This window comes from Streptosporangium sp. NPDC002607, assembly GCF_053592655.1.
Genome location: NZ_JBSFWD010000005.1, coordinates 136606 through 156549, shown reverse-complemented (window position 1 = coordinate 156549; position 19944 = coordinate 136606). Strand labels below are relative to the sequence as shown.

Here is a 19944-nt window from a genome sequence, read left to right as displayed (position 1 = left end):
GCCGTCCGGTGCGTTCTCGCGGCCTGCCGCGCGGGCCGGGAGAGGCCGCGGGCCCGCCTGAAGGGCCGGGGTGAACCGGGTGCCCGTCGCGAGGTGCGGCACGCTGCTCTCGCGGGGCGCCGAGCCGCTCACCGCTCCGCCCCGGAGCCCGGTGAGACGTGGCGGTAGACGACGACCTGCGGTACGCGGATCACGTGCCCGCCGTCGGCGTACCCTCGCCTGACGGTCTCGGCGACGATGTCGTGCAGTTCGGGGCTGCCGGCCGGCGCGGTGCCGAACGCCTCGTGCAGGCGCGGGTCGAAGCGCTGCCCGTCCGCGACGATCTCCTGGACGCCGGCCCGGTTCAGCGCCTCCAGCAGTGTCCCGGCCAGCCGGGGGTGGCGTTCCGCGAGCTGGTCCCGGTAGCCCACGCAGGCCCCGACCAGGGCCTCACGGCCGGGGTGGCCCTCGGAGAAGAGCCTCTCCACCTGCTGGGTGAGCGCCGGGCTGATCCCGCTCCCGGAGACCTGGGCCAGTGCCTCGGACAGCGGGTCGTCCGACGGGCCGGCGGGTGGGTCGGCGGGTGGGTCGGTGGTGGGTCGGTCCGGCACCGGGCCCGCCTGGCCCGCGGGGAACGGCGGCGTCCCCTGCGGCTGCGTCCCCTGCCACGGTGTCTCGTACGAGGCCGCCTGCCAGGTGCCCGGCACGGGTGCCTGGGCGGGGCGGCGGTTGCGGTGCCACAGATACAGGCCCGCGGCCGCCGCGGCCAGGGTGCCCGCCGCAACCGCGAGCACCAGGGGCAGCGGGAGGAACCCGATCGGCGTTCCCACCGTGACGGATCCCGCCTCTCCGGGGCGCAGGGAGCCGACACCGTCGCCTCGCAGGGATGCCGCGGGCGTGCCGACGGTCTCCCCTCGGAGTCCCGCCACCGCGCCGCAGCCGGTCAGTGCCGGCCAGGCCAGCAACAGCAGGGGAAGGAACACACGTCGGTTCCTCATCGATCGCCTTTCTCGTCGGCGGCCCTCGTGACCCGGATCCGAGTCCCCCTCCCGGTGAGGTCACGCGGGCTCACGCCGGTTCTTTCCGTCAGGCGGTCGGGAAGGGACCCGAGTACTCGGTGTAGTCGGCGACCCCGTCGCCGTTCAGGTCGACCCGGGTCTCGTCGATGTAGCCGTCGCCGTCGTGGTCGATGTAGACGACATCGGTGACGCCGTCGCCGTCGGTGTCGTAGCGCTCCTCGTCGGCGATGCCGTCACCGTCGGTGTCGATCAGCTGGGCGTCGGTTCCCCCGTCGCCGTCGTAGTCGACCAGGTCCGTGGTGGTCACGTCGAAATCGCTCATTGGTTCGTTCCTTTCCGGTGGTGTTACAGCGGATGAGAGTCACGCTCGCACCGGATTGTTGCAGCCGAATCCCAGATTTCTTGATGATTTTTAAGAAATCTGTCGGCTTGGCCGCTCTATAGGGATTAAAGGGCATAAAACGGTCAGCCGGGTGCCGCCGCCTCAGCTGAGCGCGCGGGCGGTGTGGATCAGCGGCACGTGGCTGAAGGCCTGTGGGAAGTTGCCGACCATCCGGCCGTAGCGGGGGTCGTACTCCTCGGCGAGCAGGCCGACGTCGTTGCGGAGCGACAGTAGGTGCTCGAACAGCTCGACCGCCTCGTCCTTGCGGCCGATCATCGCCAGGACCTCGGCCAGCCAGAAGCTGCACGCCAGGAACGCCCCCTCGCCGCCGGGCAGGCCGTCCACCTCGTTGTCGGCCGAGACCGGGTAGCGCAGCACGAAGCCGTCGACCATCAGCTCGCGCTGGATCGCCTCCACCGTCCCGATCACACGCGGGTCCTCCGGCGGCAGGAAGCCGACGATCGGGATCAGCAGCAGGGCCGCGTCCAGCTCGTTCGAGCCGTAGGACTGGGTGAAGGTGCCGCGTACCGGATCGAAGCCCTTGTCGCAGACCTCGGCGTGGACGCGGTCGCGCAGTTCCCTCCAGCGCGCCAGCGGGCCGGGCTTGCCGAAGGTCTCCATGTGCTTGACGGCCCGGTCGAGTGCGACCCAGCACATGACCTTGGAGTGCACGAAGTGCCGGCGTGGGCCGCGGACCTCCCACAGCCCCTCGTCCGGCTCGTCCCAGTGCTCCTCGACATAGGAGATCAGCTCGAACTGGATGGTCCAGGCCCGATGGTCGGACTCCAGGCCCGAGACGCGAGACAGGTACAGGGAGTTCAGGACCTCGCCGTAGACGTCCAGCTGGAGCTGGTCGACCGCGCCGTTGCCGATCCTGACCGGCCGGGAGTCCTCGTAGCCGGGCAGCCAGTCGAGCTCAAGCTCGGTGAGCCGGCGCTCCCCGGCGACGCCGTACATGATCTGCAGGTCCTGACCGCGGCCCGCGATGGCCCGCAGCAGCCAGGACCGCCACGCGCGGGCCTCGTCCAGGTAGCCGGAGCCGATGAGGGCGTCCAGGGTCATGGTGGCGTCGCGCAGCCAGCAGTAGCGGTAGTCCCAGTTGCGCACGCCGCCGAGGTCCTCGGGCAGTGAGGTGGTGGGGGCGGCGACGATGCCGCCGGTGGGGGCGTAGGTGAGCGCCTTGAGCGTGATGAGCGAGCGGACCACGGCCTCGCGCCACGGGCCCTGGTAGCCGCACCGCTCGACCCACTCGGCCCACAGCTCCTCGGTCGCGGTCAGCTGCTCGTACGGGTCGATCTCCTCGGGCCTGGGCTCGTGCGAGGGGTGCCAGGTGAAGATGAACGCCATGCTGTCGCCCTCGGAGACCTCGAACCTCGCCTTGTGGGCGTAGTCACCGCCCTGGAGCGGGACGGGGGAGTGCAGCCACACGGAGTCGGGTCCGCCGACGGCCTGCAGCAGGCCGTCGCTGCGGCGCACCCAGGGCACGATCCGGCCGTAGTCGAAGCGGATGCGGATCTCGGTGGCCATCTCCACCGTCCCCGACACGCCCTCCACGATCCTCACCAGGTCGGGGTTGGTGTGCCGGGTGGGCATGTAGTCGGTCACCCGGACCGTGCCGCCGGGGGTGTCCCACTCGCTCTCCAGGATGAGGGTCTCGCCCCGGTAGCGGCGCCGGGTGGCGTGGGGCCGCCCGGCGTCCGCGGGGCCGATCCACCACTGGCCGTTCCCGGCGTTGCCGAGCAGTGCCGCGAAGCACGAGGGCGAGTCGAAGCGCGGCAGGCAGAGCCAGTCGATGGAGCCGTCCCTGCCGATCAGGGCCGCTGACTGCATGTCGCCGATGAGAGCGTAGTCCTCGATCCACATGCCTTGAAGCTAACGCTTCGGCGCGCTCCCCGGGGGGCTGGAGCGCAACCGCGCTCCCGGACGGGTCCGCGGCATGAAGAACTGGGTCAGCGGCCCGATGGCGAGGGCGAACACCAGCGTTCCCACCCCCACGGTCCCGCCGAGCAGCCAGCCCGCGGCCAGTACGGTGACCTCGATGACGGTGCGGGCCGAGCGGATGGACAGGCCCAGGCGGTTCAGGCCGGTCATCAGGCCGTCGCGCGGTCCGGGGCCGAGACCGGCGCCGATGTAGAGGCCGGTGGCCGCGGCGGTGGCGACGACGCCGAGCAGCAGGTACGCCCAGCGCGCGGCGAGCGCGTCCGGGGTCGGGGCCAGCCATATGACCGCGTCGGCGAACAGTCCGAGCAGGACGACGTTGCTGAGGGTGCCCAGCCCCGGCTTCTGCCGCAGCGGGATCCACAGCAGCATGACCAGGGCGCCCACGATGATGATCCAGGTGCCGACCGACAGGCCCAGGTGGATGGAGAGCCCCTGGTGGAACACGTCCCAGGGGCTGTTGCCCAGCTGGGACTCGATCTGCAGGCCGACGCCGACGCCGTAGAGAGCCAGGCCCGCGTACAGGCGGGTGAGCCGGTTGGGAAGGGAGCCGGGGGTGGGCAGGGAGAGTTCGCTCATGATGGCCCAAATCGTTCAGGCCGCCGCCTCCGGATAAAAGGGCCAATCATGAAAAGTGGCCTTATGGTGGTCGGTGTGGACCGGTATCTCAGTGGCCCCCAGCTCGCCCGTCTCCTGGCGATCGCCCCCGGCGCCAGGCCGTACTACCGGGTGCTGGCCCAGGGCGTGCGGTCGCTGGTCCTCGACGGGCGGCTGCCGGTGCGGGTACGGATGCCCGCCGAGCGCCATCTCGCCGAGGCGCTGGGCGTCAGCCGCACCACCGTGACCGCGGCCTACGACCTCCTTCGCGAGCAGGGGTACCTGGAGAGCAGGCAGGGGGCGGGGAGCTGGACGGCGCTGCCCGACGCGGGCTCGCTGGGCGCGGACAACCCGTGGATCGCCGCCGAGGACGACGGGCTGCTGCCGATGCACACCGCGGCCCCGAGCGCGATCTCGACACTGCCCGAGGCGATCGCCGCCGTCACCGGCCAGTATCCCCGCTACACGCTCGGGACGGGCTACGACCCGCTCGGGATCGCCCCGCTGCGCCAGGCGATCGCCGCCCGCTACAGCGCGCGGGGGGTGGCCACCCGGCCGGAGCAGATCCTGGTGACCACCGGAGCCCAGCAGGCCATCCACCTGGTGACCACGATGCTGCTCTCGCGCGGGGACCCGGTGCTGCTGGAGTCGCCCACCTACCCGCACGCCATCGACCTGGCCAGGATGCGCGGTGCCAGGATCGTCGGAGTCGGCATCCCCGACGAGGGCTGGCGCCACCTGGACCTGCTGACCTGCGCGATGCGCCAGTCGGCCGCCCGCCTCGCGTACGTGATCCCCGACTTCCAGAACCCGACGGGACACCTGATGGACGACGCGGCGCGAGCGGCCCTGGCCGACGCGGCGCGGCGCTACGGCACGGTTCTGGTGGTCGACGAGAGCTGGTGTGAGCTGGCGCTCGACGAGGAGGCCCGGGCCGCGCCGCTGGCCGCCTTCGACACCGACGGGAGGGTGATCACCATCGGCTCGGCGTCCAAGCTGTGGTGGGGCGGGCTGCGCATCGGCTGGGTCCGCACCACCGCCGCCACGGTCCGCCGTCTTGCCGTGCTCCGCGCCTCCATCGACATCGCCAGCCCGCTCTTCGAACAGCTGGTGGTGGCCAGGTTGTTCGAGGACATCGAGGGGGCCAGGGCCGAGCGCGGCCGCCTCCTCGGCGCCTCCAGGGACGCCCTGGTGGCCGAGCTGGCGGCGCGGATGCCCGACTGGAGCTTCGTTCCGCCCAGGGGCGGCGGCTCGCTCTGGGTGCGGTTGCCGGAACCTTCGGCCACCCCGCTGGCCGACGCCGCGGCCTGCCAGGGGGTCCGGCTGGCCCCCGGGCAGTGGTTCGGCGTGGACGGCACGCTGGAGGGGCGGCTGCGGCTGCCCTTCACCCAGCCGCCCCGGGTCCTCGTCGAGGCGGTGCGGCGCATCGCAGAGGCCAGGCTCAGGGGGGCGTACGGCACCCGGCCCGCCGAGCCGCTCACCCCCGCCCTCTGAGCCCGCCCCGGGAGGGCTTACTCGGAGGTGACGCCCCTGGCCAGCGGGGCCCGCAGTTTCAGCCGCATGGCCACGATGCGCAGCCCGAAGGCCAGCAGGGCGGCGGACAGCGTGGCCGGCCAGCCGTGCAGGTTCAGGGTGTAGAGCAGTGCCATGACCGCCGAGCCGAGCGTGGCGGGCACCGCGTACAACTGGCGGTCGTACAGCAGGGTGGGGATCTGCCCGGCGAGGACGTCACGCAGGATGCCGCCGCCGACCGCGGTGATGATCCCGAGCAGGGCCGCGTGCAGGGGGGTGAGGCCGAAGTACATCGCCTTCTCGGTGCCGACCGCGCAGAACAGCCCGAGGCCCGCGGCGTCCAGCACGTTCACCGCGGGCATCACCCGCTCCACCTGCGGGTGCCAGAAGAACACGATCACCGTGGCCAGCACCGGCACGACCACGTAGCCGATGCTGGAGAAGGCGGCGGGCCGCACGTTCAGGATCAGGTCGCGGGCGATTCCGCCGCCCAGCGCGGTCATCTCGGCCAGCACGGCCATGCCCACCACGTCGAGCCGCCTGCGCACGCCCACCAGGGCGCCGGAGAGAGCGAAGACGAAGATCCCGACGAGATCGAGCACATTGTTCACCGACAAATCATCCCATGACCGGATATATGGGATTTCCGTCAGGGGGGCGGGGCGGTGCTCGGCAGCCGGTGCTCGCGCATCATCGCATGGAGCCTGCCGGCGAACGCGAGCAGCACCAGCGACGCCACGACGGCGATCAGTGCGAGGGTCAGGAAGTACGCGGGCTCCGACATGTGGTTCTTCAGCCGCCCCGTCTGCCCGCCCACGGCATCGCCCACCGAGATGGAGATGAACCACAGTCCCAGTATCTGGCTCTTGAACGCCTCGGGGGCGAGCTTGGTGGTGACCGAGAGGCCGACCGGGCTCAGCGACAACTCACCGAAGACCTGGACAAGATAGACCAGCACCAGCCACCAGACCGAGATCCTTCCGCTCTCGGCCAGCTTGGCGGCCAGGGCCATGATCATGAAGCTCAGGCCGTTGATGAACAGTCCCGCCGAGAACTTGTGCGGAGCGGTCACCCGGTTGCCCAGCCTGACCCAGAGCGCCGCGAAGACCGGTACGAAGATCATGATGAACAGCGGGTTGAACGCCTGCGTGGTGGCCGGGGTGATCCGGATGCCGAACAGTGACAGGTCCGTCTTGTTCTGGGCGAAGAACAGCAGCACGGTCGGCGCCAGGTCGTAGATCATCCAGAAGATGGCGGCGGCGATGAACAGCCAGATGTAGGCCTTCATCCGGGAGTGCTCGTCATCGGTCAGGTTGTGGCTGCCCAGCAGGATGTAGCCGAAGTAGAACACCGGCACGGCCACGATGAACAGCGTCACCACGAGTGCGAAGGTGTCGAGGTCGAAGGTGCCCGACGCCGTCCAGACGGCCAGGCCGCCGCAGGCCACGAGTGCGGCGACGGCCGCCACGAGGCCGAAGTGCCTGCGCTCGCGCGGGGTCAGCCGGTGCCCCGGCCGCTCGCCCACGCCCTTCAGGTGCCGCCTGCCCAGCACGTACTGGGCAAGGCCCAGGGCCATGCCGACCGCCGCCGCGCCGAAGCCCAGGTGCCAGCGGTTGCCCGAGGCGAGCCAGCCGACGACGAGGGGGGCGATGAAGGCGCCTATGTTGATGCTCATGTAGAAGATCGAGAACCCCGCGTCCCTGCGTGCGTCGTCGTCTTGCGGGTAGAGCTTGCCGACCATCGTGGAGATGTTCGGCTTCATCAGCCCGGTCCCGGCGATGATGAGGAGCAGTCCGAGCGCGACGAAGGCGCCGGTCTCGACGGGGATGGCCATGCTGATGTGGCCGCACATGATGATGGAGGCGCCCCACAGCACCGCCCTGCGGGCACCGAGCACCCGGTCGGAGATCCAGCCGCCGGGCAGGGCGACGAGATAGATGAGCGCGCCGTAGATGCCGACGACCGCCTGGGCGGTCTGCTGGCTCAGGCCCAGGCCGCCGATGGCGGGGGAGGCCGCCATGAAGGTGGCGAGGATGGCCCGCAGGCCGTACCAGCTGAAGCGCTCCCATATCTCGGTGCCGAACAGTGTCGCCAGGCCGCGCGGGTGCCCGAAGAAGGTCTTCTCGCGGGCACGTCTCCCCGATGGCATGCGCCCCCCAGAATGTCACAGCGTGATCAAGTGACAACTCTACGTGCGCATCCTGTCGGGATGCCGAAGGCAGCCGTGCATTGTGATGTTTCTTCTCCCTTTCAGGGTCTTGTCCGGGAGGAACGGCGTGTGGTGCGATGCATGCCACTCGTGCAAGTAAGCACTTTCAGGAGGCTCTGTATGACCGGTGTCCTTGAGGAGCGGGCGGCCATCGAGAGGGAGATCGCGGGCCGGACGGTCTGCGATCAGCTGAGGGAGGCGGCCGAGAGTGACCCCGACGCCCCGGCGTACTCCGACCCGGTCGAGGGGGGCTGGTCCACCCTGACCTACTCCGAGGCCCGGCAGCGAGTTCTGGAGATCGCCGCCGGGTTCGCCGCCCTCGGGCTGGAGCCCGGCGAGGCGGTCGCGCTCATGATGGTGAACCGCAGTGAGCACGTGCTGGCGGACCTGGGCGCGGTGCACGCCGGCGCGGTGTCGTGCTCGGTCTACTCGACCTTCACCCCCGAGCAGGTGGCCTTCGTCGTCGGCGACGTCAAGGCGAAGATCGCGGTGCTCGGCGGACCGGCGGAACTGGCCAGGTGGGAGCCGGTCCTTGACGACCTTCCCGAGTTGCACAAGGTGATCGTGCTGGAGGGTGCCCCGGCCGGTGACCGGTTCGTCTCCTGGGACGACTTCCTGGCCCTCGGCCGCGACCGGCTCGCGGCCGACCCCGCCGCCGTCGACGCCCGCTGGCAGGCGGTGACCGCCGACGACGTTCTCACGGTCCTGTACACCTCGGGCACCACCGGCAACCCCAAGGGTGTGCCGCTGACCCACTCCAACGTGTTCTTCGAGGTCGTGGCCACCGACAGGATGGCCGACCTGCCCAGCAAGGGCACCCAGATCTCCTACCTCACCTACGCGCACATCGCCGAGCGGGTGCTCAGCCTCTACCTGCCGCTCTTCAAGCTCTCCCACACCCACTTCTGCACCGACCTCGCCCAGCTCGGCGCGACCCTCGGCCAGGTCAAGCCGGTGCTGTTCTTCGGCGTCCCGCGCGTGTGGGAGAAGATGATGGCCCGCCTGCAGGCACTGCTGGCCACCCAGCCCGAGGAGCAGCAGGAGGGCGTGCGCAACGCCATGGCCGCCGGGCTCGCCTACATCGAGGCCAACCAGTACGGGCGTACCCCCTCGCCCGAGGTCCTGGCCGCCTACGAGCAGGCCGACGCGGCGCTGCTGTCGATCATCCGGTCGATGATCGGCTTCGACAACGCGGGCTGGCTCGCCACCGCGGCCGCGCCCATGCCGCTGGAGGTCCAGCGCTTCTTCGCCGGTCTCGGCCTGCGGGTCCTGGACGTGTACGGGATGACCGAGACGACCGGTGCCTTCACCGCCAACGCCCCCAACAGCTTCAAGCTCGGCACCGTCGGTCAGGCGGGTCCCGGCGTCGAGGTCCGCATCGCCGAGGACGGTGAGATCATCACCCGCAGCCCGGCCAACACCCGCGGCTACCTGGGACGGTCGGAGGCCACCGCCGAGCTGATCGACGCCGACGGCTGGCTGCACACCGGTGACGTGGGCTCCATCGACGCCGACGGCTTCGTCAGCATCCTCGACCGCAAGAAGGAGCTCATCATCACCGCGGGAGGCGAGAACATCTCCCCGGCCAACATCGAGAACTACCTCAAGGAGCACCCGCTCATCGGTCAGGCCCTCGCCTACGGCGACCGCAGGCCCTACCCGGTGGCGATCCTCACCCTCGACGGCGAGGTGGCCCCCGGCTGGGCGCAGGCCAACGGCATCACGTTCACCACCCTGGCGGACCTCGCCGATCACCCCGACGTCCTCAAGGCCGTCGAGGGCGCCATCGCCGTCGCCAACGAGAAACTGGCCCGGGTCCAGCAGGTCAAGCGCTGGAGCCTGCTGCCGGTGGAGTGGACCGCCGAGACCGCGGAGCTCACCCCGAGCCTGAAGCTCAAGCGTCGTATCATCCACGCCAAGTACGCCGAGATCATCGACGGCATGTACGAGGACTGACCGCCGCCCGCCGCCCGCCGGCTCCGGATTCGGACTTCGGTCTCCGGCGCCGGCGGCCGGGCGCCGCTTTGCCCAACGGGGCGTGTGTCCTCTACCTGCCTGTTACCGGCGGACTCCTAGCCTCCTGGTCATGACGTTGAGAGTCCTTCTCGCATCCCTGGCGGCCGGGGCCGTGGCCCTGCCGGTACCGGCAGGAGCTCCGGCGGCCGCGGCCGAGGACCTGACGATCCGCTCGGTGACCCTGCGTCCCGCGAATCCCGTGGTCGGGCCCGCCGACACGGTGCGCATGGTGATAGAGGTGGTGGCCCGAGGCGTCATCGGCCCCGAGGGGGTGACGATCAAGGTCGAGCCGGGTGCGACCCCCGCTTCGAAGGGAACGTCCTTCCCCGTCACCGCGTCCCGCCCGGGCGGCGGTCCCGGCAGGGGCCCCGCCCTCGCGCCCGGTCCCGTACCCGGCCCGACCGTGTCCGCCCGCCTCGCCCCGGGCCCGGCGGGGATGACCGGGTTCCGTCCGTGGGAGGGGTGGGAGACCTGGCGGTTCGCGCCGGAGAAGAGCCTGAGCCGCTGGTATCCGGCCGGGCCCTGGACCGTCTCCGTGACCGCGAGGGGCGCGGACGGCACCGAGGTCACCGGACATACGGGCTTCCTGCTGAAGCGTCTGACCAGGTTCGGCGGAGTCCAGGTGGCCCCAGGAGGCTCGGGGGTGCGCGTGACGGGCGCGCTGAACCGGGTCGACCCTCAGGGGCACCTCGACTACGCCCCCTTCCCCGGCCAGCCCGTCGAGATCATGCACCGGGCCGGTAAGGACGCCGACTGGACGAAGGCGGCCGGTGCCACGACCGACTCCCACGGACGCTTCACCAGGATGGTGGCGGGGCGTACCGGCGGTGAGTGGCGGCTCAGGTTCGAGGGCACGACGCACTACGCCCCCAGGCTGGGGGTCATCCACAAGGTCTCGCCACGCTGATGTGAGGTCACCTGCCGCCCCGGGACGCCGGAGGTGCTGGGAGCCGCCCCGACGGCCGCGCGTCCGTGACCTCCGTCCGTGACCTCCGTCCGTGACCTCCGTCCGGGAACGGAGCGGTGCGGAGCCCGGTGGCCGGGTCAGGCCAGGGCATGCACCGCCGCGCCGAACAGGGCGGGCAGCCGCCGGGCGGCCGGGACGATCAGCCGCCCCGCCGCCCGGTAACGGCGGCTGCCCACCAGCGCCCCGGTGAGCAGCCGGTGCCGTCGCGACAGCCGCAGCCAGGCGGCCTCGTACGCCCCGGGGACACCGGCCCTCAGGCAGTCGACCAGCAACCGCGCGGACGTCAGCGCGAGCGACACCCCCTCCCCGGTGAGCGCGTCGACGTAGCCGGCCGCGTCGCCGACCAGCAGCACTCGCCCCGCCACCCGGGCGCGGACCCGCTGGCGCAGTGGCCCCGCCCCGCGCACCGGGGTGGCGGCCGGTCCCTCCAGCCGCTCCAGGAGCGAGGGGAAGTCCGTCAGGTGCTCCGGATAGCCGCGCCGTCGAGAGCTCAGCACGGCGACGCCCACCAGGTTCTCGCCCACCGGCGTCACGTACGCCTCGCCGTCCGCCGCCCAGTGGACCTCGACGAAGTCCGTCCACGGCGCGACCGGGTAGTGCCGTCGAAGCCCGTACCTGCGCGGCCCGCGGCAGGGCAGTTCCAGTCCGAGCAGGGCGCGCAGCGGGGAGTGCAGGCCGTCCGCGGCCACCAGCCAGCGGGCTCGCAGTCCCGCCGCCTCGACGAGACGGCAGTCCTGCCGCACGCCGTCCACCTTGCCGGGAACGACCCGCACGCCCAGTTCCCGCGCCCGCAGGGACAGTGCGGTGTGCAGCGTGGTCCGCCGTACGCCCAGGCCAGACCCGTCGCGGAACGCCGCCTCCGCCTCGTGACGGCCGTCCAGGTAGCGGATGCCGCGCAGCGGCCTGCCCTCGACCCGCACCCCCAGCGACCGCAGGGCCGCGACCCCGGTGGGCATCAGCCCCTCGCCGCACGCCTTGTCCACCGGTACGGCCCTGGGCTCGACGACGACGGCCTCCATCCCGGCCAGGGCGGCGTGAATGGCGGTGGCCAGCCCGGCCGGCCCCCCGCCCGCGATCAGGACGTCGATCATGCCGGCGCCCGCCCGGTGGCGGGCGGTGCGCCGTCCGGTGTCGCCGTGGTGAGCGAGGCCAGAGCGTCCTCCTCACAGCGGATCCGCACCCTCATCAGCGCGGCGTTGAGCACCGTGAACGTCAGCGCGGTGACCCACGCGCCGTACACCAGCGGCAACGCCGCCCCCTCGACGGCCACCGCCACGTAGTTGGGGTGGCGGAGCAGGCGCAGCCGGTAGGGCCCCCGCTCCACCAGCGGCAGGCCCGGCACCACAATCACCTGGGTGTTCCACTGAGGGCCCAGCGAGATCACGCACCACCAGCGCAGACCCTGCGCGGCGACCACCAGGGCGAGCATCGGCCAGCCGAGCGCGGGCACGAAGGGCCGGCCGGCCAGACCCGCCTCCAGCAGGCATCCGGCCAGCAGAGCGGTGTGCAGGGCGACCATCCACGGGTAGTGGCCCCGCCCGTACGTCACCCCGCCGCGCGCCGTGCTCCATCGCGCGTTACGGCGGGCGACGATCAGTTCGGCGATCCGCTCAAGGCCGACGAGCAGCACAAGGAGCAGGTACCAGGACGACAGATGCCAGGACATCGGGCTCCTACCAGCGCAGCAGTACGAGTTCGGAGCAGAAGCCCGGCCCCATCGCCAGGAGCATCCCCGGAGTGCCGGGCGGCGGTGGCCGCAGGGCGAGCGTGTCCCGCAGGACGTGCAGGACCGAGGAGGAGGAGAGGTTTCCGATCGCGGCGAGCGAGCGCCAGGTGAGGTCCAGCGCGTCCTCGGGAAGCCGCAGCGTCTCGGCCACCGCCTCCAGGACCTTGGGGCCGCCCGGGTGGCAGACCCACGCCGTCACCTCCTCGCTGCTCAGGTCGTGGTCGGCGAGGAAGTCGTGCACGTCGTCGGCCAGGTAGGTGCGCACCACCTCGGGGACACTCGCGTCGAGCAGCACGCGGAAGCCGGTGTCGCCGACGTGCCAGCCCATCACGTGCTCGGAGCCGGGATACAGATGGCTGCGCGAGGCCACCACCGCCGGAGCCGCCCGTCCGCAGGGCCGGTGGGAGGCCGGCTCGCCGGTGGAGGGGGAGGAGCCCGCGGGGCCCGCGGGCCAGGCGGCCGCGGGAGCGCCCGCCGCCGGAGAGGACCCCGCGGGTCCCGCGGGCCGCGTCGTCGCGGACGCGCCACTCACCGCACCGGCCCGGGAGGTCGCGGGCGAGCCGGTACGCCGGGGGCGCCACTCGTCACCGCAGGCCACCACGGCCGTCGCCCCGTCGCCGAACAGGGCGCTCGCCACCATGTTGGCGACGGAGGCGTCACCGCGCTGCAGGGTGAGGGAGCACAGCTCGACCGAGAGCAGCACCGCCAGCTGCTCGGGCCAGCCGTGCAGGTAGTCGTGGAGCCGGGCGATTCCGGCCGCCCCCGCGACGCAGCCCAGTCCGAAGATGGGGATCCGCTTGACGTCCGGGCGCAGCCCGAGCCGCCCGGCCACCCTGGCGTCCACCGAGGGGGCCGCGACGCCGGTCACCGAGGTGAAGAGGATCATGTCCACGTCCTCGGGGAGGACCCCGGCCTCCTCCAGCGCGCCGCCCAGCGCCTCGGTGCCCAGCTCCACGGCCGTCTCCACGAAGGCGTCGTTGGCCGCACCGAAGCCGTCCAGCTTGGCGTACTGCTCGAGCGGTAACGTCAGGTGCCGTGACTCCACCCGCGCGGAGGTGTGCAGCCGGTCGAGCAGCCGGCGGCTGGCACCTTCGGGCAGGCACGCCCGTGCGAACGCCTCGGTGATCTCTGCCTGGGAGTGCCGGTTCGGTGGGAGCGCGCCGCGGACAGCGATGATTCGCGTCATCTAAATCCCTTCAGCGTGGAGACCCCCGCCTTTAGGCGTGGGAAGGAAACGCGGTACGGCGCCGCATGGTCAACATGTTCGAACGGTGGCGACGACCAAGCCGCCGCACGCATGACCTGCACCACCCTCGCCGCCGGGCGGGCGGAGAGGAAAAACGCCTGTGGAGCCGGGGTAAGACCTCAAAGGGGAATCCTCCTGCGGGCGACTGGTGGTGAAGCAGGAAATCCGACCTGTGCGGGTTGGAATCCCCCGGCTTCAGCCGTGGGGAGGAGGTCAAAGGACAGACCCCCGGCTCGTGAACAGCGGACATCTGCTTTTTGCCCAGCTGGATCTGCGGCATGCGTCGCGACAGCCTCGCTGTCCGTTCCTCGGGGCATTTCACCTCGCAACGCTGTCTGTTTCTTGTAGCGATGTCCGCTTTTTTGAGATGTTCGGTACCCGCTTTCCTGGGCGCCTCGGCCTACGATCGATCAGTGACGACGAGCCGGCCGATGTGCCCGGGGACAGGGCCGGTGCTCAGGGCCGCGCGGGGGCTGCTGCTGGCCTGCCACCCCGGGCCGAGCGCGGCGGTCACCGTCCTGGTGACCGCGCTGGCCGCGCTGAGCGGGCGCGACGCGGCCGGGTGCGTCCTGGTGGCCGCGGCGATGCTGACCGGGCAACTCTCGATCGGCTGGTGCAACGACGCGGTGGACGCGGCGCGGGACGCCGCCGCGGGCCGCACCGGCAAGCCCGTCGCCGGTGGCGCGGTGAACGTCCGCACGGTGTGGGTCGCCGCGATCGCGGCCCTGGCGCTCTGCGTGCCGCTCTCCCTGGCCTCGGGGCCGGCGGCAGGTGCGGTCCACCTCGTCGGCGTCGCCGCGGCCTGGGCCTACGACCTCGGACTCAAGGCGACCGCGCTCTCCTGGCTGCCGTACGTGGTGGGCTTCGGCTCGCTTCCCGGGTTCGTGACCCTGGGCCTGCCGGGACATCCGTGGCCCGCCTGGTGGGCGGTCCTGGCCGCGGCGCTGCTCGGCTGCGGGGCGCACCTGGCCAACGTGCTCCCCGACATCCCCGCGGACCTCGCCGGTGGGGTCCGGGGCTGGCCGCAGCGGCTCGGTGTCGCCCGCGTCCGCGTCCTGATCCCGCTGCCGCTGCTGGCCGCGACCGCCCTGCTCGTCTTCGGCCCCACGGGGTCGCCGGGCGCGGGGGGCTGGGCGGCGCTGGCGGTGGCCGGAGCCTTCACCGCCTGCGGGGTGGCGCTGGGCCGAACCTCGCCGCGCGTTCCCTTCGCCGTGGCGGTCGCCGTCGCCGCGGTCGCCGTCCTGCTGCTCCTCGCGCGCGGCACCGCCATCACCGCATCCTGACCCCGCAGGCCGGGTGCCTCTCAGCCGGAGGTCGCGGAGGCCGGCTCGTTCCAGGAGATCCGGTAGTCGTACATCCAGGCCAGCGCGTTCCTCCTGTCCACCTGCCGCATGATCATCGGTAGTGTGAGATCGCGGAAGAAGGCGCCGACGGCTCCCTGCGCCTTGCCGCTCCCGTTGAGTCTGCCGTGCTCCACGATCCGCTCCACCCGCTTGCGCCGCACCGCCTCGAAGGTGGCGAACGCGTCGCGGGTGCCGGGGACGTCCCGCAGGCACTTGGCCAGCACCACGGCGTCCTCGATCGCCATGGACGCCCCCTGGCCGGAGGAGGGCGAGGTCGCGTGCGCGGCGTCGCCCAGGATCACCATGCGCTCGTTGAACCACTTCGGCACGGTCGGGAAGTCGTAGGTGTTCCAGCCGGCCATGATGTGGTCGGTCGCGCCGATGATGTCGAGCATCGGCCCGCTGTCATCGCCGAACAGTTCTGTCAGCCTGGTGCGCCACTGCGCCGGGGTGATCGCCGCGAGTTCCTCCGGAGTCGGCTCCCCGGGGCTCGGCGGGTTGGCGAACCACCACACCGCTCCGTCCGGATGGATCAGGTAGCCGAAAAAGCATCTTCTGCCGAAGATGAAGTGGCTCGTTCCCGGCTCGCCGGGCACCTTGACGCCGTGCGCGAAACCGCCGGTGTTCAGCAGACCGACGTGCCGGGCGCGAGGCGCACCGGCGTCGATGATCGTGCGGGTCCGCGAGTGGAGCCCGTCGGCGCCGATCAGCAGCTCGCCTTCGGCCGCGCTGCCGTCGGCGAAGACCGCGCGCACCCCGCCCGCGGTGATCGAGGCGTCGGTGAGGCGCCTGCCGTAGTGGATCCGCACGCCGCGCCGTACGGCCTCGTCGCGCAGCACCCGATAGAGATCGGCGCGCTTCAGCGTCCGGCTGGGCTGCCAGACGGAGGCGAGTGGCCTGCCGCGCCCGTTGAACATCAGCATCCGCGAGGAGTCCATGCCCAGGTCGCTGACGAGATCGTGCAGGTCGAGGGGGCGTAGCGCCTCCAGCCCGTTGACCGCGAGCGTGAGGAAGGCGCCCACGCCATCGGAACCTTGGTCGTACGCCTCGAAAACCTCGCTGTCGATGCCGGCGCGCCGCAGGGCCATCGCTGTCACCGGGCCGGCGATGCCCCCGCCGACTATCAGGGCTTTTTTAGTCATAAGATGACTATACATAGAATAACTACTATTTGGTAGGCCGTTACGATGTGCACCATGTCTACGAGGCGATCCCCCCTGGCCATGGCGCTGCTCTCGCTGGTCTGTGAGGCGCCGATGCACGCGTACCAGATGCAGCGGATGATCAAGGAGCGGCACAAGGACGACGTCGTCAACGTCGCGCAGCGCAACAGCGTCTACCAGAGCATCGACAGGCTGCTCCGCGACGGGCTCATCGCGGTCCGTGAGACCTCGCGCGAGGAGAACCGGCCCGAGCGGACCGTCTACGAGCCCACCGACGCGGGCCGTGACACGCTGCGGCAGTGGATGCGGACGATGCTCTCCGCGCGGGCCCGCGAGTTCCCGGAGTTCCCCGCCGCACTCGCCTTCATGCCCGTGCTGCCGCCCGATGAGGTCCGTGCGGCGCTCGACGAGCGCCTGATCTCCCTGGAGGCGCGACTGTCGGAGTTGGGCCGCGACCTGACCGAGGGGGCGAAGTTCCTCCCGCGCCTCTTCCTGGTGGAGACCGAGTACCAGCGGGCCGTGCTCAAGGCCGAACTCGACTATGTCCGAGGCCTCGCCGACGACCTGCGCGCGGGCCTGATCGACTGGGACTTCCGCCTCTAGCACCGGGTCCGGTGAACGCCGAGGGGCGCCCGCGCGATGCGGGAGGAGTTCGCGGGGACGGTGCCACGACCGCCAGGAAGGTTCCGGGTGGCGGCTCCTCGCCGAGATCCGGTCTTCATCCGGCCGGCCGACCCAGGACGGTGCGCAGCCCCTGAACGCGGGGCTGCGCGATTTCCAGCCAAGCCGCCGTTCTACGAGTTCGAAAGCACCTCGTGAAGTTTCGCGGCGAACGCCACGGGCCGGGCGCCGAAGCCGCCGTGGTCGCCGGGAAACACCACGTGCCCGATTCCCAGCTGTTCGGCCACGGCGAGGGCGCCCCGGTACGGGGGCTCGCCTTCCGACGCCTCGCCCACCGCCGCCACCACCCGCACCGAGGACGCCAGGAGTGCGGCGACGTCGGGGACGTACGTGGCGAACGGCGGCACCTCGTAGCCGATGAAGAACTCCATGTTCCTCGCCAGGCGCGCCATCATCTCCAGCATCTCCGGCTCGGGTTCCCCCTGCGGCCCCTGTCCGCCCCCCGGAACGCGCTGCTGCTCGTCGGCGGCCGCGTCGTCCCGCGCCGGCCCGCTGTTCATCTCGAATCCGGCGGTGAGGACCTGCCCCGCGGCCTCGGCCCCCTCCTTGGCGAAGGTGTCCCGCACGTTCCGGATGACGTCGCGCCAGTGGTCGCGGTCGGGCAGCATCTCGAAGAGCGGCGGCTCGTGGGCGACCAGGGCGCGCACCTGCCCGGGGTGGCGGGCGGCCAGCTCCAGGCCGATCATCGCGCCGGAGCTGTTGCCGAACACGTAGGCGGGCTCGTCCGCCGCGACGCCCACCGCCGCCAGCACCCGGTGCGCGTCGTCGCCGTGCACCTCGATGCTCTGCTGCTCCGGCGGCCCGTCCAGGGGGCTGCGCGAGTTGCCGCGCCGGTCATAGCTCACCACCGTGTACCGGTCGGCGAGCTGCCCGGCCAGGGCCGCGTATCCGGCGGCGTCGTAGACCCCGCCGCAGATCAGCAGCAGGACGGGGCCCGCGCCGCGGACCTCGTAGTGCAGGGTCGCGCCCGGCACCTTCAGGGCATCCGTCTTCATGGCTTCCACGTTCGGGTCTCCTTGAGAATCGTGGTCGGTGTGCACAGCGCAGTCGGCGCCGCGGGCGCGTTCTCGACATGCCGCCGGAAAGGCTTCGGAAGAGATCTCACCCTGCCAGCTCGGCCGGGGACTTCTCGTCGGCGACCACACCCTCCCGTGCCGCCGCGCTCGGAGCCTGGGCGCCGTCCTTCCGGCGCAGGGCGGTGGCGAGGAGGACGGCGAGAGCGGCGAAGACGACGGCGCCGATTCCGGCGGCCACGTTCATCGCGCCGGTGAAGGCCTCACCGGCGGCGTCGAGCAGGTCCCCGCCGGCTCCGGCCGGCAGTCGATCGGCCACGGCGATGGCGGTGGCCACGTTCTCCCCGGCACTGTCGACGGCTTCGGCCGGGATTCCCTCGAGAGCGCTATCGGCCATCAGGCGGCGGTAGACCAGGGCTCCGACGCTACCCAGCATGGCCAGGCCGAACGTGGAGCCGAGCACGTTGCCGGCCTCCGACAACGACGCCGCCGACCCGGCCTTCTCCGGCGGGGCGGAGCCGACGACCATGCCGGTGCCGAGCACGAACAGCGGTCCCACCCCGAAGGCGGTGACCGCGATGGCCACCACCACGGGGACCAGCCAGCCGGAGCTGTCCGCCTGGGTGATCACGGCGAGTGCGATCGACGAGAGCACCAGCCCGGCCGTCATGGTGGTGACCGGCCTCAGCCGGCGCAGCGCCAGCGGAGCCAGCAGGGTGCCCGCCGCGATGCCCAGCCCCGTGGGAGCCTGCCACAGCCCCGCCTCACCGGGAGAGAGCCCGACCACGCTCTGTACGTACTGGGTGGTCAGCATGCTGGTCCCGGCCAGAGCACCGGCGGAGACCAGCAGGGCCGGCAGAGCGGCGCGGACGGAGGGCAGCGCGAACAGGGAAAGATTCAACAGCGGATCCTCCAGCCGGAACTGCCGGCGAACGAACACCGCTCCGAAGACCACGCCGACCGTGATGGCGCCGACGGCCACCGCCGGTGTGTCGGTGTCGCCGGCGATCAACTCCTTGAAGCCGTAGACGACGGGCAGGACGGCGCCCAGCGAGAGAGCGACGCTGGGCAGGTCGAGCCGGCCGGTGTCCGGGTTGCGATACTCGGGCAGCAGGATCGGCCCGACCGCCAGCAGCAGGCACATGACCGGCACGCCGAGCAGGAACACCGACCCCCACCAGAAGTGTTCCAGCATCAACCCCCCGACGACCGGGCCGAGGGCGGCACCGCCGAACTGGCTGGTCGCCCAGAGGGAGATGGCCACGCTCCGCTGACGCTCGTCACGAAACAGGTTGCTGATCAACGCCAGCGTCGAGGGCGACAACGTGGCGCCCGCGACGCCGAGCAGGGCCCGGGAGGCGACCAGCATCTCGGCGCTGGTCGAGTAGGCGATCAGTATGGAGGCGGCACCGAAGGCGGCCGCTCCGATCAGCAGCAGCCTGCGCCGGCCGACGCGGTCGCCCAGGGTACCCATCGTGATCAGGGAGCCGGCGAGCATGAACCCGTAGATATCCATGATCCACAGCTGCTCGGTACCGGTCGCCCCCAGTTCGGCGCTCAGCTGCGGCAGTGCCAGGAACAGCACGCCGATGTCCAGAGCCACCAGCAGGGTGGGCAGAATCAGCACAGCCAGCCCGGTCCACTCCCGCCACCCCGCCCGAAGGCCGGGCCCGGCCGACGTCACCTCTCGCATGAAGATCCCTCCTCGGTCCTACCCGTGTCCAGGCGCCCGTAGGGCACCTCTCACAGCCGGGTCGGAACGGACGCCGGGATCTCGACATCCGAACCGCGGCCGATTGACCGTCGATCCACGGTGACCACCCGGCGGGGCCACCCTCGCGAGAGGCGGCCGGGCCGGATGCCGCTCGGCGGTCGCCACTGACCGCGCCGGGGCAGAGCGGGCCTCCTACCGGGTGGAGAGTCGAGTGCGCCTGGTCGGCGGGTCTCGCGATGGCCCATCCGCTATGCGGCCGACAAACCAGGCGAGGATCCCGAGTTCGATGCGCCTCAGCGCTTTGAGAGAAGAGATACGTCCAGTCGAAAGAGGATCCGGACGAGTACATCTTTGAGGGGGTCTTCGACGTCGAACGCTCTGATGATGGATGATCGAGCGGTTCAGCTGTTACACAGGTTGAATTCGTAGAGTCGGTCAT

The 19944-nt window shown here is 71.4% G+C and carries 17 protein-coding genes; 5 read left to right on the top strand and 12 right to left on the bottom strand.

Annotation, left to right across the window (positions count from 1 at the left end; genetic code table 11):
- Positions 1 to 128: 128 nt before the first annotated feature.
- The 4 genes from ACWD3H_RS07945 to yczE all read right to left on the bottom strand — a co-directional run bounded on the left by ACWD3H_RS07945 (position 129) and on the right by yczE (position 3897).
- A complete protein-coding gene (locus ACWD3H_RS07945) occupies positions 129 to 962 on the bottom strand; it encodes a nucleotide exchange factor GrpE (RefSeq protein ID WP_451954462.1) in 834 nt (277 codons plus the stop codon).
- Positions 963 to 1065: 103 nt separating this feature from the next.
- Positions 1066 to 1320, bottom strand: coding sequence for a hypothetical protein (locus tag ACWD3H_RS07940; RefSeq protein ID WP_451954461.1), 255 nt, complete (start codon positions 1318 to 1320; stop codon positions 1066 to 1068).
- 162 nt (positions 1321 to 1482) lie between these two features.
- Positions 1483 to 3243, bottom strand: a complete 1761-nt coding sequence (locus ACWD3H_RS07935; protein ID WP_451954460.1) for a glycoside hydrolase family 15 protein — start codon at positions 3241 to 3243, stop codon at positions 1483 to 1485.
- A 9-nt stretch (positions 3244 to 3252) separates the two neighbouring features.
- Positions 3253 to 3897 (bottom strand): membrane protein YczE, encoded by a 645-nt coding sequence (gene yczE / locus ACWD3H_RS07930; RefSeq protein WP_355554067.1) that lies wholly within the window; start codon positions 3895 to 3897, stop codon positions 3253 to 3255.
- A 48-nt stretch (positions 3898 to 3945) separates the two neighbouring features.
- Here yczE and yczR point away from each other — a divergent pair, with 48 nt between their 5' ends.
- The gene (gene yczR, locus ACWD3H_RS07925; RefSeq protein ID WP_451954459.1) at positions 3946 to 5409 is read left to right on the top strand and encodes a MocR-like transcription factor YczR; all 1464 of its coding nucleotides are present in this window, start codon (positions 3946 to 3948) and stop codon (positions 5407 to 5409) included.
- A 17-nt stretch (positions 5410 to 5426) separates the two neighbouring features.
- Here the strand turns inward: yczR and ACWD3H_RS07920 are convergent, their stop codons facing one another.
- Positions 5427 to 6038 (bottom strand): trimeric intracellular cation channel family protein, encoded by a 612-nt coding sequence (locus ACWD3H_RS07920; RefSeq protein WP_355554061.1) that lies wholly within the window; start codon positions 6036 to 6038, stop codon positions 5427 to 5429.
- 38 nt (positions 6039 to 6076) lie between these two features.
- Entirely contained in the window at positions 6077 to 7576 is a 1500-nt protein-coding gene (locus ACWD3H_RS07915; protein WP_451954458.1) for a peptide MFS transporter, read from the bottom strand.
- 180 nt (positions 7577 to 7756) lie between these two features.
- On the opposite strand from ACWD3H_RS07915, the gene ACWD3H_RS07910 reads away from it, so the two are divergent.
- Both ACWD3H_RS07910 and ACWD3H_RS07905 read left to right on the top strand, forming a co-directional pair.
- Complete coding sequence (locus ACWD3H_RS07910; protein ID WP_451954457.1) at positions 7757 to 9592, top strand: AMP-dependent synthetase/ligase; 1836 nt, start codon at positions 7757 to 7759, stop codon at positions 9590 to 9592.
- Positions 9593 to 9722: 130 nt separating this feature from the next.
- Positions 9723 to 10559, top strand: coding sequence for a hypothetical protein (locus ACWD3H_RS07905; protein WP_451954456.1), 837 nt, complete (start codon positions 9723 to 9725; stop codon positions 10557 to 10559).
- A gap of 137 nt (positions 10560 to 10696) precedes the next feature.
- On the opposite strand, the gene ACWD3H_RS07900 is transcribed toward ACWD3H_RS07905, so the two are convergent.
- The 3 genes from ACWD3H_RS07900 to ACWD3H_RS07890 are packed head-to-tail and all read right to left on the bottom strand — an operon-like array spanning position 10697 to position 13531.
- Positions 10697 to 11710, bottom strand: a complete 1014-nt coding sequence (locus ACWD3H_RS07900; protein ID WP_451954455.1) for an NAD(P)/FAD-dependent oxidoreductase — start codon at positions 11708 to 11710, stop codon at positions 10697 to 10699.
- Complete coding sequence (locus ACWD3H_RS07895; protein ID WP_451954454.1) at positions 11707 to 12285, bottom strand: isoprenylcysteine carboxyl methyltransferase family protein; 579 nt, start codon at positions 12283 to 12285, stop codon at positions 11707 to 11709. The genes ACWD3H_RS07900 and ACWD3H_RS07895 overlap by 4 nt, the downstream gene beginning before the upstream one ends.
- 7 nt (positions 12286 to 12292) lie before the next feature.
- Positions 12293 to 13531: a type III polyketide synthase gene (locus ACWD3H_RS07890; RefSeq protein ID WP_355554043.1), complete on the bottom strand. Its 1239-nt coding sequence runs from the start codon at positions 13529 to 13531 to the stop codon at positions 12293 to 12295.
- A gap of 473 nt (positions 13532 to 14004) precedes the next feature.
- On the opposite strand from ACWD3H_RS07890, the gene ACWD3H_RS07885 reads away from it, so the two are divergent.
- Positions 14005 to 14874 carry a UbiA family prenyltransferase gene (locus tag ACWD3H_RS07885; RefSeq protein WP_451954453.1) on the top strand — a complete coding sequence of 290 codons (870 nt, stop codon included), beginning with the start codon at positions 14005 to 14007 and terminating at the stop codon, positions 14872 to 14874.
- Between the two features lie 20 nt (positions 14875 to 14894).
- Here the strand turns inward: ACWD3H_RS07885 and ACWD3H_RS07880 are convergent, their stop codons facing one another.
- The gene (locus tag ACWD3H_RS07880) at positions 14895 to 16076 is read right to left on the bottom strand and encodes an FAD-dependent oxidoreductase (RefSeq protein ID WP_451954452.1); all 1182 of its coding nucleotides are present in this window, start codon (positions 16074 to 16076) and stop codon (positions 14895 to 14897) included.
- Positions 16077 to 16130: 54 nt separating this feature from the next.
- On the opposite strand from ACWD3H_RS07880, the gene ACWD3H_RS07875 reads away from it, so the two are divergent.
- Positions 16131 to 16700, top strand: coding sequence for a PadR family transcriptional regulator (locus ACWD3H_RS07875; RefSeq protein ID WP_451954451.1), 570 nt, complete (start codon positions 16131 to 16133; stop codon positions 16698 to 16700).
- Between the two features lie 191 nt (positions 16701 to 16891).
- Here ACWD3H_RS07875 and ACWD3H_RS07870 read toward each other — a convergent pair whose 3' ends face one another.
- Together ACWD3H_RS07870 and ACWD3H_RS07865 are read right to left on the bottom strand one after the other, a co-directional pair.
- On the bottom strand, positions 16892 to 17773 hold the full coding sequence (locus ACWD3H_RS07870; protein ID WP_451954537.1) for an alpha/beta fold hydrolase: 882 nt from the start codon (positions 17771 to 17773) through the stop codon (positions 16892 to 16894).
- Between the two features lie 106 nt (positions 17774 to 17879).
- On the bottom strand, positions 17880 to 19484 hold the full coding sequence (locus tag ACWD3H_RS07865; protein WP_451954450.1) for an MFS transporter: 1605 nt from the start codon (positions 19482 to 19484) through the stop codon (positions 17880 to 17882).
- Between the last annotated feature and the right edge of the window lie 460 nt (positions 19485 to 19944).